Origin of the sequence: Anaerosalibacter bizertensis (assembly GCF_009696605.1) — a bacterium.
In the GTDB taxonomy this organism is placed as follows: domain Bacteria; phylum Bacillota; class Clostridia; order Tissierellales; family Sporanaerobacteraceae; genus Anaerosalibacter; species Anaerosalibacter bizertensis.
The window spans coordinates 1-15,565 of the sequence record NZ_VULR01000013.1 but is presented as its reverse complement, the minus strand read 5'-3'; the positions used below and the strand labels follow the sequence as shown (position 1 = coordinate 15,565).

Annotated in this window: 15 protein-coding genes; 1 reads left to right on the top strand and 14 read right to left on the bottom strand. The window is 30.7% G+C overall.

Annotated elements, in window-relative coordinates; genetic code table 11:
• Positions 1 to 10 precede the first annotated feature (10 nt).
• The 11 genes from sleB to FYJ27_RS09430 all read right to left on the bottom strand — a co-directional run bounded on the left by sleB (position 11) and on the right by FYJ27_RS09430 (position 11,324).
• On the bottom strand, positions 11 to 754 hold the full coding sequence (gene sleB / locus FYJ27_RS09475) for a spore cortex-lytic enzyme (protein ID WP_229775520.1): 744 nt from the start codon (positions 752 to 754) through the stop codon (positions 11 to 13).
• Positions 755 to 876: 122 nt separating this feature from the next.
• Positions 877 to 1,629: a stage II sporulation protein R gene (spoIIR, locus tag FYJ27_RS09470; protein WP_154484610.1), complete on the bottom strand. Its 753-nt coding sequence runs from the start codon at positions 1,627 to 1,629 to the stop codon at positions 877 to 879.
• A 95-nt stretch (positions 1,630 to 1,724) separates the two neighbouring features.
• Positions 1,725 to 2,849, bottom strand: coding sequence for a Ger(x)C family spore germination protein (locus tag FYJ27_RS09465; protein WP_154484609.1), 1,125 nt, complete (start codon positions 2,847 to 2,849; stop codon positions 1,725 to 1,727).
• Positions 2,846 to 3,934 (bottom strand): GerAB/ArcD/ProY family transporter, encoded by a 1,089-nt coding sequence (locus FYJ27_RS09460; RefSeq protein WP_154484608.1) that lies wholly within the window; start codon positions 3,932 to 3,934, stop codon positions 2,846 to 2,848. The genes FYJ27_RS09465 and FYJ27_RS09460 overlap by 4 nt, the downstream gene beginning before the upstream one ends.
• A 9-nt stretch (positions 3,935 to 3,943) precedes the next feature.
• On the bottom strand, positions 3,944 to 5,440 hold the full coding sequence (locus tag FYJ27_RS09455) for a spore germination protein (protein ID WP_154484607.1): 1,497 nt from the start codon (positions 5,438 to 5,440) through the stop codon (positions 3,944 to 3,946).
• Between the two features lie 10 nt (positions 5,441 to 5,450).
• Complete coding sequence (locus FYJ27_RS13095) at positions 5,451 to 5,663, bottom strand: CLC_0170 family protein (protein WP_412030655.1); 213 nt, start codon at positions 5,661 to 5,663, stop codon at positions 5,451 to 5,453.
• A 47-nt stretch (positions 5,664 to 5,710) separates the two neighbouring features.
• Entirely contained in the window at positions 5,711 to 6,565 is an 855-nt protein-coding gene (gene ispE / locus FYJ27_RS09450; RefSeq protein ID WP_154484606.1) for a 4-(cytidine 5'-diphospho)-2-C-methyl-D-erythritol kinase, read from the bottom strand.
• Positions 6,566 to 6,663: 98 nt separating this feature from the next.
• Positions 6,664 to 8,211, bottom strand: coding sequence for a DUF3794 and LysM peptidoglycan-binding domain-containing protein (locus FYJ27_RS09445; RefSeq protein WP_154484605.1), 1,548 nt, complete (start codon positions 8,209 to 8,211; stop codon positions 6,664 to 6,666).
• A 330-nt stretch (positions 8,212 to 8,541) separates the two neighbouring features.
• Positions 8,542 to 9,345 carry a L,D-transpeptidase family protein gene (locus FYJ27_RS09440; protein WP_154484604.1) on the bottom strand — a complete coding sequence of 268 codons (804 nt, stop codon included), beginning with the start codon at positions 9,343 to 9,345 and terminating at the stop codon, positions 8,542 to 8,544.
• 136 nt (positions 9,346 to 9,481) lie between these two features.
• Positions 9,482 to 9,754 carry a Veg family protein gene (locus FYJ27_RS09435; RefSeq protein WP_237915725.1) on the bottom strand — a complete coding sequence of 91 codons (273 nt, stop codon included), beginning with the start codon at positions 9,752 to 9,754 and terminating at the stop codon, positions 9,482 to 9,484.
• Between the two features lie 148 nt (positions 9,755 to 9,902).
• Complete coding sequence (locus FYJ27_RS09430) at positions 9,903 to 11,324, bottom strand: N-acetylmuramoyl-L-alanine amidase (protein WP_154484602.1); 1,422 nt, start codon at positions 11,322 to 11,324, stop codon at positions 9,903 to 9,905.
• A gap of 102 nt (positions 11,325 to 11,426) precedes the next feature.
• Between FYJ27_RS09430 and FYJ27_RS09425 the strand changes: the two genes are divergently transcribed.
• On the top strand, positions 11,427 to 13,229 hold the full coding sequence (locus FYJ27_RS09425; RefSeq protein WP_154484601.1) for a heme NO-binding domain-containing protein: 1,803 nt from the start codon (positions 11,427 to 11,429) through the stop codon (positions 13,227 to 13,229).
• Between the two features lie 59 nt (positions 13,230 to 13,288).
• On the opposite strand, the gene FYJ27_RS13040 is transcribed toward FYJ27_RS09425, so the two are convergent.
• Genes FYJ27_RS13040 through FYJ27_RS09410 form a run of 3 tightly spaced genes read right to left on the bottom strand, consistent with a single transcriptional unit; the run spans position 13,289 to position 15,427 of the window.
• Positions 13,289 to 14,224, bottom strand: coding sequence for a S66 peptidase family protein (locus tag FYJ27_RS13040; protein ID WP_326831068.1), 936 nt, complete (start codon positions 14,222 to 14,224; stop codon positions 13,289 to 13,291).
• Between the two features lie 15 nt (positions 14,225 to 14,239).
• Positions 14,240 to 14,779 carry a spore maturation protein gene (locus FYJ27_RS09415; protein WP_154484600.1) on the bottom strand — a complete coding sequence of 180 codons (540 nt, stop codon included), beginning with the start codon at positions 14,777 to 14,779 and terminating at the stop codon, positions 14,240 to 14,242.
• A gap of 24 nt (positions 14,780 to 14,803) precedes the next feature.
• Positions 14,804 to 15,427, bottom strand: a complete 624-nt coding sequence (locus FYJ27_RS09410; protein WP_154484599.1) for a nucleoside recognition domain-containing protein — start codon at positions 15,425 to 15,427, stop codon at positions 14,804 to 14,806.
• Positions 15,428 to 15,565: the final 138 nt, after the last annotated feature.

The window sequence follows — 15,565 nt, the reverse complement described above, 5'->3', positions numbered from 1 at the left end:
AAATCCCTCCTTATATTCCAAACCAGTGTTTACCTATTTTAAGTGTTACTTTTCTAGACCAAATCCACTTACTAGTAGCTGTAGCTGGATTCCAATAGTATATCGAACCATAGGTTGGATCCCATCCATTTAAAGCATCTCTTGCTGCCTTAATAGAATCTTTACCAGGGGCTAAATTTATCTGACCATCTGCTACTGCTGTAAAAGCTAGTGGTTGATATATAACTCCAGCTACTGTATTAGGAAAAGATGGATGTCTAACCCTATTTAATATTACTGCTCCTACTGCTACTTTTCCTACATAAGGCTCCCCTCTTGCTTCACCGTGTATAGCCCTTGCTAGAAGATATACATCGTCTTTTCTATTTATACCTGCTGTAGATGTAGCAGGAACTGCACCCCTAGAAGCAGTTGCAAAATTTAGTCCCATAGCCCTTGCTGTAGACAATCCTACAACTCCGTCTACCTTTAGCCCATTTTTACTTTGAAATCTTCTTACAGCCCTATAAGTATCTGCCCCATATATACCATCTACCTTGCCATTATAATATTTCCAATTTCTTAATTTCCACTGAACATCTTTAACATCTTGACCAGTAGTTCCCCAATATAATACTTTTGAACCTTGATAATATTCATATTTCGTTGAACTTTCCACAGGTTTTTTAAATTCATAAAAAGTCATTATTGAGAAAACACTTATTGCCACTAAAAATATAGCAAGAAATCTTTTATTAAGTAATCTTTTTTTCAAAAGTATCCTCCTCTCAATTAACAAATTATTTTCTTCCTTATTTTTTGTAAAATTACGTTTTTTATTCAAGAATATAAATATAATGTAATAAAGGGCGAGTCAAAGTTGCTTGACTCACCCTTTTATTCAATTACAAACATTTTTGCCATTTGAGTTTTTGTTTTCTCAAATAATTCTGCTACTTTTGATTTTAAAACTATCTCCTGTTCTTCTTCCTCTTCTTTTTCTACTATTATAGTATCCGTTTCTTCTTCATTTTCTTCTTTTATTTCTTCTTCTAAATATTCTTCCTCCATCACTTTTACTTCTTTTGCTTCTTCATCTTCCTTTTCTTGTTTGTTAATTTCTTCTTTAAATTCTTCTTCATCCACAGAAGATACACTATGGGTTATATCTACAAAGCATAGAGGTGGAAACATTACACACCACCAATTTTTACCTTTCCCTTCTCCTATGACTACTTTCAATGCTTCATACTCTCCTGCAGGCAATGTTAAATCTCCATAGGTCTTTGTAGGAAAATTATCATTTCCCAAAGAAACTTCTACTTTATAATCTTTCCCTTCTTTTTTTATTTGATCTTCTGCTATGTTTTTAATCTTATTTAAATTTTCTTCTATTATTTTTCTAGATTCATCTATATTTTTAGAACTATCAAATTCTCCTCCAACTTCTTCCAATATTCTATCCCTAACTTCTAGTTTTAGTTCTTGATCAGGTTTAGAATCACTATTTGCTATAACATGAAATCTTATTATATTATCATTTCCCTGAAAAGCAGCTTCCTCTTTTTCTAAGGATATATATGGAAATATTATGTATATTATTAAAACTGTAATTAAAGAACATATAAGAATTGTCTTTTTATGTTTCATCTCTATTTCCTCCTTTTTCCAACCTTGTCCAGCTTCTTTTTCTTTATCTATTACTAAGTATTGGCTGTTTTAATTTTTTTATTCATTTTTAACAATTATTTTGTAAGTCCAGTTCTCCTTATCTTAACATCAGCATGGACATTTATATTTAAAGTAGGAAATATTTCATCCCAATCCTCTTCTATTTCTTTCCAAAGGTCAGGCTCAAATTTACTTATATGTTCCCCTATACATAGGATATCTGCATTATATTTATTTTGAATATCCCCTATTATCTTTTCTAAATCCTTCTCTATCTTATACTTAACCCTTTTTTCAACTGTTTTTAAAAATTCTTGGTCAAAAGCATTGGTTTCTCCTTCATACTTATATTCTTGAAGATAACCTTCAGTAAATATATTTATATCTACATTTATGTTTTCATTATCGGCATGAACATCTTTTTTGCATATAGCATTAGATATTATATAAGAAACTATAGTGTCTTTGTAAGGAACATTTACTATTTCAGATATTACATCCCCTTTAACCAACGCAACTAAACTGTTTTCTGTTTCTCCAAGCCATCCTATCAGCCTATAATCTTTTATAATAGCCGAACCAGATAGTTTAAATTCATCTTTTTTAGGAACAGCCCTAGGAATCATAGAAACATTAGAAACCTGTAAATCTTTCATAACATCCGAGAAGGTTCGATTTGAAAATCTTGCAGCTAATTGTTTATTCTTAAGCATACCATTTAAATATCCACCTACCACAAGCTCTTGTTCAGTTTTTGTACTTAGAACATCTTTAGCCTTTCCTTGGGCTACAATTATTTGAACCTTCCTATTTATTCTAGGATCTCTTCCTAATCCATCAAAAAACTCTTTTATTTTATCTGGTTTTTTTAACAATTCTTCTCCTATAACTATTACCTTCATATGTCTGAAAAATAGAGGTTTATCTAATCTAGTAGTTAACTCCCTACTCCCTTCAAAAGGCGTTTCTACAACAGTAGATTTTACAAATTTATTCTCTTTTTGACTTCCACCGTCTTTTATGGAAGCAATATTTGGATAGACATATGTAACTAAATACTCATTTTCTATATTTGGATCTTCATTCAAATCTATTCCTACAGCTGTAACAAATATTCTTTCGTTTATTTCTATTACATCCCAACAGCCTGTGAGAAAAATTGCCATCAAAGCTATAATTATTATTAAATATTTTTTCATACCCTTTTCCTCCTTTTCAGAAGGGATACTATAAATAATATTGTTGGCGCTATGATTATGGCAAAAATGGCTAGGTATCTTACTATCATATCCATAGTTGAATACACTTGGGTTAAACTTTCAGGAATTAATGCTATTATCATCACTATAGTTACAAGAGGCAGTACAAAAAAATTGTGTTTCCTAGTATTAAACAAATTAGATAGTACAACCCCTGATGCATACATTAAAGGCCCCATAGTGGCAAATACTACTAGTACCCAGCTAGCCATCATAATTCCATCTAAATTTTCTATGAAAAATCCTGGCAGCTCTATCTCTCTCATAATAGAAATAGAGGGCCATATTTGTTTTTTTAGTTCATGTATTCCAAATTGGCTAAGGGTTATAAAGAATGTAACTAAATATATAAGAATAGTATAAAATATACCAAGAAAGCTAAACTTTAATGTAGATTTACTATCTTCTACATATGCTAAAGCTATAAGTATTATTTCAAATCCTACATAGCTAAAAAAAACAGTTGATACACCTTTAGGTATATCTTTTATATCGAATTTAAAAGCAGGAAACAAATTAGTAAGATCTAGTGTAGGCAATGAAAGTATAACAAAAATTATAGTTGATATAGCTATAATATACAGTATTAAAAAAGCCATTCTAGATATGCTCTTAATATCACTTCTACCTATATAAGATGTAGCTAAAAGCATTGTAAGTATTATAACTTCTATTGGTGTATTCTGTAAAAGATAAGCCTCTATTACTTCTCCAAATATTCTAACTACAAAAGCTAAAAAAACTAAAAAATAAGTTAAATACACAACATTAAATATTTTAAATAGTATATTTCCAACTACTTCTTTCCCATATTCATAAAATATTCTTCCCCTATACATTTCTGCTAATTTGTTCATTATATATACAAAGGGCAAAGTTGCCAATCCTCCAAGTACAATAGCAATCCATCCAGCATTATTCATAATATCAGCTATAGAACTAGGTAAGGATAATATCCCTACACCTATATTAGCAGTTATAATAAGTGCTTTTAATTGACCATTAGATATCTTATGTTCTTCCATATTATCACCCTATTTAATCCTCTTTTTATCTTTTGGAAATGTAAAATCTGGTCTATGTTTTGATTTGCTAACAGGAACTCTAACTAATACATCCTTTAAATCTCCTGTTTTAAATCCTAATCCTGAAAATGGAGAAGTAAAAGGTATTCCAAAACTGTTTAGCTTGACTAAATGGGTTCCCATAACAATAAGACCTAGCATGACTCCATAAATTCCTAATATAGCAGCTAAAATCATAATAATAAATCGATAAAATCTAAGTCCTGCAGCAAATTCATAACTAGGGAGGGTAAAAGAAGCAACTGTAGTTAAAGCTACTACTATAATCATTAAAGGACTAACTATGCCTGCTTCTACTGCTGCCTGGCCTATTATAAGTCCTCCTACTATCCCAATAGTTGTACCAATAGGCCCAGATATTCTAGTTCCTGCTTCCCTTAAAAACTCTATAGTAAGTTCCATAGCAAAAGCCTCTACAACTGCAGGAAAAGGTACATTTATCCTAGTTGAAGCTACATAGAAAGCTAATCCTGTAGGAAGTAGTTCCGGATTAAATGCTGTTGTGGCAATATATAGGCCCGGTGCCAACACAGCTACAAATCCAGCAATATACCTGATGATTCTAGCTACACTAGCTATTGCCCATCTTGTGTAGTAGTCTTCTGATGATTGCATGAAAGTTCCTAAAGTAGCTGGAAGTACAAGTACAAACGGGGTATTATCTACTATCAAAGCAACCCTTCCTTCTAATAAGGATGCAGCAACTGAATCTGGTCTTTCTGTATTTTCCATTTGAGGAAAAGGCGATATACAATTATCTTCTATAAGCTCTTCTAAAACAGAACTTTCTATAATTGCATCTATCTTTATTCTTTCTAGCCTTTCTTTTACTTCAGATAATAATTTTTCATTTACTATATCCTCTATATACAAAACTGCTACATCGGTTTTACTCCTTTCACCTATTTCAACCATTTTTACCTTTAGTCTTGGATCTTTTATTCTTCTTCTAATTAAAACTGTATTGGTCCTTAAAGTTTCCGTAAATCCATCTCTTGGTCCCCTAATAACAGTTTCAGTTTCCGGTTCATCTATACCCCTCTTTTCCCAGCCCCTTGTAGATAGTATAGCTACTTTTTCATAGCCATCTATCAAAAGGGCTGTTTCTCCTACTAAAACGGCATCTACTACTTCATTGATAGTTTCTGCTTCTTTAACTTCACTTATAGATATATTTCCCTCTGTAATTAAGCTATAAAGATTATCCCTTATAGTTAGAGGGGTTGGTTCTACTTTTCTGGCAGTTTCTAAAAGGGGCCTTAAAGCAAAGTCACTAATTGCATCACTATTTACAAGACCGTCTACATATATTATGGCCAAGGAAAACTCTTGATTTATTCCCACTTTAAATTGCCTATATACTACATCATCACAGTTTTTAAATATATCCTTTATTTTTTTCATGTTTTTATCTAATTTTTTATGTACAGGATCGCCTTTCTCCATTAAAATCCTCCTATATTATTTTAAAAAATAAGTAGGTTGCAGGACCTACTATTATGTATGTAATAGCAATTATTTTGGCAATTTGGGCTTCTTTATTTAGGTTTTCTCTTTTTAGATTTGGTATATCCACAAAAAAAATAAATAAGGATGGAAATAGAACAGATATTAAAAAATAAATATCAAAAAAATTTTTAAGCGCAATTTTAAAATACAATATTCCCACCTCTTGTAGTTAGTACTAATATATATTTTCTACAAGAAGTGGGAATATTATTCAATAGTTTTAGTTATTATAACTTTAGCTACTTTTTTCTCTAAATATTCCTTACATTTCACTAGTTTTTTTTCATCATCGAATAGTCCAAATACTGTAGGTCCACTGCCGCTCATTAAACTGCCTAAGGCTCCATATCTTATCATATCTTCTTTTATAGTTTTAATTTGACTAAATTCTTCAACAGTTACTTGTTCTAATACATTTCCCATATTTTTAGCCAAGGTATATATATCATCATTTTCTACTGCCTGAACTAACATGTCCATATCAGGACTTTTTTCTATCTTATCTAATCTCAGGCTATTGTATACATGTGCAGTAGATACCGATATTCCTGGATTAGCTAAAAGAATAAGTTTGTTTGAGAAGCTTTTTAATATTTTTAACTTTTCTCCAATTCCTTCTGCTAAAGCTGTTCCTCCCATTATACAATAAGGAACATCTGCACCTATACTAACGCCTATATCCATTAACTCTTTTGTTGAAAAGTTTAATTTCCAAAGCTTGTTCAATCCTTTAAGAACTGCCGCTGCATCTGTGCTTCCTCCAGCTAGTCCAGATGCTACCGGAATATTTTTTTCAATTATTATATGGACACCTCTATCGATTTTAGCTTTTTCTTTCATCTTCTCCCAAGCAGTATAAACTAAGTTAGAGGAATCTACTGGAACTTCTGGATTATCACATTCTATTTTTATTCCTTTCTCTCTATCCCTAATAGTTACAATGTCTTTTAAATCAATTTGCTGCATAATTGTATTTATATCATGATATCCATCATTTCTTTTCCTTATAACATCTAATGCTAGATTGACCTTTCCATAAGCCTCTATTATGAGTTCTTCCATATATCTTTCTCCTTCTATCTTATGTTTTAATAAGTTTATTATAACATATATAAATCTTGTAATAAATAATAAAGGCCTTTAGGTAAAGCTCCTAAAGGCTAAAAATTCATATCTACATTTTTTTCTATTATTATTTTTTCTCCTGGCATCAGTGTATCTGGAGATGAAATATCATTAGAAGAAATAATATCATCTACTGTAGTATTATATCTTTTAGCTATATTCCATAGAGAGTCACCACTTTGTACTATATATATAGTAATACTTGGTCTTCTACTTTTGTCTATATACTCTTCTTTTTCTTCCAAGTTTAAAATAATATTTATATTCTTTCTTCTATTTAGTTCAATTAAATTGTTTAAATGAACTTTTAATATCAATTTATTATCATTGATTTTATAATCTATATCTTCTACCATGCTTTCTACTTCTGGAGCCATGGTTTCATCTATTCCTTCAGATTCTACATAAGTTTTAAAAGGTATTTCTTCCCTTAATGTGTTTATTTCCTCAGAATCAGAATCTAGATATATAATGTTTAATATGATTAATCCTTCTAATATTAGTTTATCTTCTACTATTCTACTATCCAATATTGTAGAACTTCCTTCTATACTATAGACTTCTTTAAAATAGGAATGAGCAATATTTCCCTCTATAATTTCTTTGTTTTGCAATCCCTTTACATTTTCTACAACCTCTATATTTTTTCTTTCAAGATCTATTTCTTTCTTAGTAGAATAGGCATCCAATATTATCTCTTTTTCTCTTTGTTCATATACTTTTCCATCTATTTTAACCTTTATCTCCAAATCTAAAATTCTTAAATTTCCTTCTAGATTCTCCTTTATTTCATAATTTGCAAACTCTATATCCATTTTTACTTGACTTTCTGAATCCTTAATTGCTCCTTCTATGTCCACAAAATGATTAAAAGATATTTCTTTTTTTATAGAGTTTATTTTCTTACCTCCATAATATACCAAAGAACACTCTAAAGTCCCCGAAACTATTATTTTGTCATCTACTACCTTAGACTCATTTTCATAGGCCATTAAATCAAATTTTAACACTTCATCAATATCTGGCATACCATCGTCCACTTCAAAAGCTTCATGAATGAGAGTATGGGTATAGCCTTCTCCCAAAAGATGATTATACCTTACTTTTTCTTTTAATGTCTCTAATCCTTCTCCACCTTTTATATCTTTAACTATCTCTATTGAACTACTACTTTCTACCTTGCCTTCAATATTGACTAAAGCTCTTAATGATATTTTTCTTTCATCTTCTTTTTCATGTTCTATATGTTCTATATTAACTTTTCCTTTGCCTACCATTTCTTTATTTATTCCTTCAATATCTATTTCTTCTCGAAAGTCGCTAGTGGTCTCTACTTGCTGTATAGATGAACTTTCTTCAGTTGATTTGTAAACCACCTTAAAATTTACTACCCCGCTAATTAACAGTTTATCTTTGACTATTTTAGTGCTAATTATTTCTGGTTTGCCTTGAGCCCAAAGTATTTTGTCTATGTCTGGCTTAGTTTGTTCTAAGTATATTTCTGCCTCTGCCAATGTTTGTACTTCTTCCTTTCCTTTTATCTCATCAATATTTAAGCTATCCTTTATTAACTCTACAGCCATTATATCCCCCCTATAACTCCATTTATATATTATATGAAGAAATATATGCTTTAATGTCCCAAAAAATTACTAACCTATACTTATATTCTTTATTAATACTTTAACAAAAAAGTGAATTAATCCCAAAGGCCTATTTACTTACATGGACAATCTCATATATAATTAATCTTGGAAGACTTCCAAGTGGTCTTTCTTCCCCGTAAGAGCTAGCTATATAGCCAGGCTCATTTCCCTATTTTATATGAAATACCGACTAAAGAGTCGGTATTTTTTTATTCAAAATACTTAATAACAAAATATCTCTGCCTTTATATAAAGGCAGAGATATTTTTATTCTATAATAACTAATGCTCCATCTGGTACTTCATCATATATATATTTAGATATATTTACTGGTAATCTAATACATCCATGGCTAGATGGTTCTCCTAATTTTTTTGCTTCTTCTTCTATAATTTCCTGATCTTCTGTAAAAGGAATAGAGTGGAATAAGTATGAGCCCTTAAATCCAACCCAATACTTCATACCCTGCTGAAAACGAGGAACATAAGCCCATTCTCCTCTTCTTCCTTCTTCTATATGAAATACTCCCTTAGGTGTAAAACTATCCTTTAATCCTCCTGAAGCTAAACTTTCTAATACAAGCTTTCCTTCTCTATATATTCGTACAGTTTGATCCTTTTGATTGAACTTTAAAACCCATTCTGAAGAGTTTTCATCATATTCATGAGGTGGAATCTTTTCAGCCCTTATGTACCTAGCATCTCCATAACCAATTTGTCCATTTTCCAATTTAACTTTAAACCAGCCATCAGGCAAAGTCTCTAACAATTCTATTTTTTCATGATCTTTAAGTATACTAATCACTTGACTTTCTTCATCATTCTTTTCATATATTTTTGTCTCACCATTATTTTCAACAGTATTTAGAACTTCCCCTTCATATTTTACTTCATCAGGTATATCCCTATTCTCATTTTTAGATCTGTTAGCAGTTACAATTTTTTCATTTCCGGAATTTTTCACATACTGTTCTCTTCCTTCTTTTATTTTCTGTCTATCAATATTGTTAAGAACAACAGATGTGATAACAACAGCTACAACAGTTAAAAATATGAAGATTTTCTTTTTCATAACATACCACCTTATCTTTATTTGTTTGTTTCATTATACCATAAAAATTATTATTTTTTATCATTTTTATATGCTATATCAGAAGTTTTGCTAAAGTTAAAGGAAGAACAAAGTAATACTCTGTTCTTCCTTTCTCTTAACTTATTTTTGTTTTTTGCTCTCCACATATGGTTACTTCAACAGTTTCTGTCAGTATATCTGAATAGGTATAGGATACTCTTCTGATGCTATTATATTCATTAGATATTTTAACAACAAATATACTTGGATATGCGCTTTCTAATATTCCTTCTCGTATAGTCGTCTTTTTCCTCCCTTTGTTAGCTTTTAATATAACTTTCTTGCCTACGGAATCTTCTACATTTTTTTTAATTTTGGCCAAAGAGCTTTTTTCTAACAAAGTTATCACCTTCCCTAAAATTCTCCCTTTGTAAAGGGGTAGAAGAAGTGCGATTAGACACTCATAACTGATATTATAACACAGGAACCTTATTCTGTCAAATAAATTATTATTATACTACTAATACTGGATGTTGTCAATCTTTTTTCCTTAAAAACTAATATTCGAAATATTGTAAAATTCCTTTTCCTATGGCTTCAGAAAATTGTTTTATAAATCTTTTATCTGAAAATTTCTTTTCTTCTTCTAAATTAGATAAATAACCTAATTCTATAATAAGTGAACTAGTATTTAAATTTTTCAATAAATAAAAATCGCCTTCCCTAACCCCTTTGTTTTTTATATTTATATCCCTTTCTATTTCTTCTAAAATCTTAACACCTAACTTTTTACTTTCTTCATCTCCTCTGAAATAATAGGCTTTACAACCTCTATTATTGGAATTGGCAAAAAAGTCCATATGAAAAGATATAAAAAAATCTGGTCTGATACTATCAGCCATTTTTGTCCTTTTATTTAAAAGCATATTTTCATCTTTATTTCTTGTTAGATATACCTTTGCTCCCAGTCTTTCTAATTTAGGTTTTATTTCTTTTGAAAGAGATAATACTATGTCTTTTTCTTTTAAACCGTTATTTCCAACATATCCAAAATCTTCTCCACCGTGGCCAGGATCTATTAATATTACTTTTCCCATTAATGGCTTTTTTATACTTGGAAGTAAACACCTTTCCACCTTAATTCCTGTATAATAATAGTCCAATATTTCTTTGTAGGTATGTCCTCTTCTAGCCATTTCATTGCCTCCATACTGACAATATCCTAATCCTTCCCCACTACCTCTCGATACAATTTTTATTGATACAGGACATATATAAAATCTATTAGAACTTAAATCAAGCAATTCCATTATCTCACTTCCTGTAAACTCCTTACCTCCTATTTTTATTTTCCTAACCCTATTTTCTTCATCCCTTACTATATTGTCTATATATCCACTTATCTCTCCTTTTTTAAAAAGATCATCCTTAGAAAATTTTATATTTAATTTTTTTTCAATTTCTTCTAAAAAATATTCTTTACTTTCTTCCCAATTAGGTGATTCTATACAATAATCACATAAAACCTTCCTTAAATAAACAACTTTATTTTTTATAATATTTTCCGAGTTTTCTGTGCTTCCCCCACAAGTGTTGTGGTATAAGGCCATAATAGGTTTTCCCTCTATAGTGAGAATATCACCTTCCGTCTCTTTAACTGCCTTTTCTATCTTTTCTATATTCATTTCAAAATCTTCTTTCCAAATATCTTTTAATTCTTCTAAAGAATAAAAATCGTGGCAATGGTCTGATTTACATAGGTCTACATTTTCATATTTTTCACAACCTTTGCCACCTAGTTTTAAAGAATTTCTAATTAAATTTGTTCTTATTATAACTGCTTGAGCTTTTAAAGATTCTAATTGAAAACTTATATCTATCTGAGAAGGAAGTAATATCTTAACCATGTCTTCAAGGGGCCTTTTAACAATTTGGTCATTTTCTGGGTCAAAAAAACAAATTAAAAAATCTTCACTCATATTGGATTCCCCCTTTTTTTAAAGTACTACTACTATATAGTATGAAAAGACTATTCATAAGTGAATATTGTGATATAATTATTATTATGGGGAGGTGATCACTTGAAGGGAACCATAGTTTCTGCTTGGGTAAAAACTTGTAGAAAACTTTATGGAAATGAATTAACCAATGAGGCAATGGAACACTTTGGTATGAGCTCTGATAAAATATTTACTCCTACTGAAGACATTGAAGATATTAAAGCTATAGGTATTTTAGACTATATAGCTAAAAAGCTAGACAAGCCTTCTTTTGATGTTTGGAAGGAAATGGGTAAAAATAACATTATAACTTTCTCAGAAGATTATCCTGCTTTTTTTAAATACAATAATTTATATTCTTTTTTAAAAGCTATGTATGATATTCATGTAGTAGTAACTAAGATAATACCAGGATCAAAGCCTCCTATTTTAAATGTAGAACCTATAGGGAGTCATAAGGCAGCTATGACTTATTCATCTCCAAGAGGAATGTTTGGATACTTTCAAGGTCTACTAGAAGGAGCCAGTGATTTTTATGGAGAAAAAATAGGTATAGAGATTATTGAGAAAGAGGAGGGTTTCATTAAACTACATATAACCTTTCCTGAGAAAATTCATGAGCATAAGGATTATAGAATAAATAAATTTTTCTCCTTTGGGTTTGTCAGAAGTTTAGAATTAAAAATAGGATTAGGTTCTTTAATATTTTTAGGTATTCCATACATTATAGGGACAAGGTTTTTACAGAACAATATACTTATACCTTTGACTCTAATTTTAACTTTTATTATACCTTATATAATTAGCAAGCTTCTTTTTCTGCCTAAAGACAATATACTTAAATCTTTAGATAATATGGAAGATAGGAATATATCTATGGAGTCTACTATTTCTACAAGAGACTTCTTTGAAGATATCAATGTAAAAATTAACAACATAAAAGGGGTAATAAAATCAGACTTTGTAGGATATAACGGAACTACTGATGAGCTAAATGTTTTCGCTGATAAATTTAATGAGATATCTGCAAATATGAACTACACATCTCAGGAAATTTCCAATGTAATGGAGCAAGTTGCAGAAGGCGCTGTAAGTCAGGCTGATGAAACTGAAAACTCTGCCCACCTACTTAACAATAGCATTAGCTCACTAAACAATGTAGTCAGTAGGGAAAACAAAGGAAAAGAAGATTTAGAGCTTGCTGTTAAAAAGATAAGTAATGGATATGAAAACTTAAAAAACACTTCAAAGAGCTTGAACAATATTCTTAAGGAATTTTCTCTTGTTAAAGAAAGAGGATTTAAACTTCAAAACAGGGCAAGAGATGTAAACAATATTGTAGACACTGTAGAAAAAATTTCTGATAAAACCAATCTGTTAGCCCTAAATGCTAGTATTGAAGCCAGTAGGGCTGGAGAATATGGCCAAGGCTTTACAGTAGTGGCTATGGAAATAAGAAAATTAGCTGAGAACTCTAAAGAAGCAGTAAAAAGTATTAATGATAATTTAGAAACCTTTATTGAAGAAATAAATGAATTAGTAAAAGAAATTGAAACACAATATTTTGTACTGGAAAAAGAAAATGAAACTCTTTCTGATATTGCCAGTGAAAACTATGAAACTGTTACATCTATAGAAAATGTATCTAATTTAATAATCGAGCTAATAAATGAATTAAATAATGAAAGTAGAGCCTTAAATAAGATTTCATCAAATATTGAATCTTTAGCTGCCATTGCCGAAGAAAATTCTGCTTCCTCTGAAGAAGTAAGTGCAAATATAACTACTTATACAGAGGAAATTAAAAAAATGATTGAAAATATTGATGAATTTAAAAAGGTCTCTGAACAATTTGGAAGAGAACTTGAAAAATATATAATTTAAAAGTAAAAGGCTGTCTTAAAGTGATTACTTCAAGACAGCTTATTTTAATTATTGTGTTTCTATTTAACTCCACTTTCTAATACATATAGCTTTTTATTATCTGCATCTAATCTGGCTTTAGCCCCTAATGGTAAGGTGATCATAGGTTTACAATGTCCCGATTTTAAATTGTATATAGTTGGTATATTAAGTGGTTTTATTATATCTTCAAATACTTCTATTAAAGTTAAGCTTTCGTTATATTCATCAGATTTGGCTTCACAGCCATTCCAATCACCAAGTATAATCCCATTTGCCTCTTCTAATTTACCTGATAACCTCAATTGAGTAAGCATTCTATCTATATTGTAAGGTTCTTCTCCTACCTCTTCAAGTAAAAGTAATTTTCCCTTAGTATCTATTTCGTAAGGGGTTCCTAAAGCATCTACTACTAGAGATAAGTTCCCCCCTACAATTTCTCCTTCTCCAATACCACCACTAATAGTTTCTATTTCCTCTCCCTCAGGATTTTCTACAAGTCCTATAGGTTCATTATTAAATATATTTCTAAATAAACTTTCCTTTGAAAAGTCATCAAATCCATCTATCATATTAGAGGCCACCATAGGACCATGGAAGGTTATTAGACTACATATTTGATTCATAGCTATATGTAAAGCTGTGATATCACTATACCCTATAAATATTTTAGGATTATTTTTAATTCCTTCATAATCTAATAATTCCAATATTCTGGGGGTTCCATAACCTCCCCTAATACATATAATTCCTTTAACTTCATCATCTAAAAACATACGGTTTAAATCCCTAGCTCTATCTTCATCAGAACCAGCTAGATAACCATAGGTTTTAGATACGCTTTCTCCCATCTTAACTTTAAATCCTAATTCTTTTAACTTCTTTTCAGATTTTTTAACATTTTCCTCACTAGTTGGACTAGAAGGAGATACTATACCTATAGTATCTCCAAATTTTAAAGCTTCTGGTCTAAACACTAAAATCCCTCCAAATTATGCACCAAAGAACAATCTAGAAACATATACTGCAGTTAATATTCCCGCTAAATCTGCAAGTAATCCTGCTGGTAATGCATGTCTTGATTTCTTTATTGAAACTGAACCAAAATAAACTGCTAATACATAGAAAGTAGTTTCTGTTGAGCCCATCATAACTGCAGCTGCTCTACCAATTAAAGATTCTGGTCCATGGGTTGTTATTAGTTCACTCATAACCCCTTGAGCCCCTCCACCAGAAAGAGGTCTCATAAGCGCCATAGGAAGCAATTCTCCTGGCATACCAATAGCGTTAGTTATAGGGCTTAAAGCCTTAGTAAGTAGTTCCATAGCCCCTGAAGCTCTAAACACCCCTATAGATACCAACATTGCTACAAGATATGGTATGATTCTTACACCTGTATTAAATCCTTCTTTAGCACCATCTGTAAAAGCTTCATAAACAGAGACTTTCTTAAACAATCCATATATAGTAATTCCCAAAAATATAAAAGGAATAGCATACTTTGAAATAGCTTCCACTATCTTTATAAACATAAAAATCCCTCCCCATAATCAATACTATTTAGCTTCTTCATATTCTATATCTTCATCATAGTTAATTTGATATTTAGGCAATTTACCTAGATATCTAGTTGCAATAAGGGCCACTGCTGTTGAAACTGTAGTAGCGATAATTGTCGGTCCTATTATTTCTGTAGGAGTCTTAGCTCCAGCTGAAGCCAATATAGCTATTGAAGTAGCCGGTACCAATGTTACAGATGATGTATTAATAGCTAAAAATGTAACCATGGCATTGGTAGCTGTATCTTTTTTAGGATTTAATGTCTGAAGTTCTTGCATAGCTTTAAGTCCCAGTGGAGTAGCTGCATTTCCAAGTCCAAGTATATTAGCTGCTATATTCATAACCATAGCCCCCATAGCAGGGTGTTCTGCAGGTACATCAGGGAACAACTTTAATGTTATAGGTTTAAGACCTTTTGCTAGTTTTTCTACAAGTCCTGATTTTTCTGCAATTTTCATAATACCCAACCACAACGCCATAACACCTACTAGTCCTAATGCAAGTTCTACTGCTGTGTTAGCTGATTCAATAGCTGCATTTGTTACTTCTTCTACATTACCAGTAATGATTCCCACAACAAATCCAACAATTAAAAGCCCTGCCCAAATAAAATTAATCATTAGAAATACCTCCTTGTACAATATAGTTATAATCAAATTACAGTTTTCCACTGTAATAATTATCAATTTCTTAGATACTAATATAGTCTTCTTTTCTAATCATTAAATACATTTCTTTGGCTTCTTATCTTAGCCATA

Bases quoted from the DNA above. Each gene is read 5' to 3' on its own strand.
- FYJ27_RS09445 (WP_154484605.1), bottom strand. From the start codon at position 8,211: ATGGCTGTAGAGTTAATAAAGGATAGCTTAAATATTGATGAGATAAAA.
- FYJ27_RS09410 (WP_154484599.1), bottom strand. From the start codon at position 15,427: ATGATTAATTTTATTTGGGCAGGGCTTTTAATTGTTGGATTTGTTGTG.
- ispE (WP_154484606.1), bottom strand. From the start codon at position 6,565: ATGGAAGAACTCATAATAGAGGCTTATGGAAAGGTCAATCTAGCATTA.
- spoIIR (WP_154484610.1), bottom strand. From the start codon at position 1,629: ATGAAACATAAAAAGACAATTCTTATATGTTCTTTAATTACAGTTTTA.
- FYJ27_RS09415 (WP_154484600.1), bottom strand. From the start codon at position 14,779: ATGTTTATAAAGATAGTGGAAGCTATTTCAAAGTATGCTATTCCTTTT.
- FYJ27_RS09455 (WP_154484607.1), bottom strand. From the start codon at position 5,440: ATGGAGAAAGGCGATCCTGTACATAAAAAATTAGATAAAAACATGAAA.
- FYJ27_RS09440 (WP_154484604.1), bottom strand. From the start codon at position 9,345: ATGAAAAAGAAAATCTTCATATTTTTAACTGTTGTAGCTGTTGTTATC.
- FYJ27_RS09460 (WP_154484608.1), bottom strand. From the start codon at position 3,934: ATGGAAGAACATAAGATATCTAATGGTCAATTAAAAGCACTTATTATA.
- FYJ27_RS09430 (WP_154484602.1), bottom strand. From the start codon at position 11,324: ATGAGTGAAGATTTTTTAATTTGTTTTTTTGACCCAGAAAATGACCAA.
- FYJ27_RS09465 (WP_154484609.1), bottom strand. From the start codon at position 2,849: ATGAAAAAATATTTAATAATAATTATAGCTTTGATGGCAATTTTTCTC.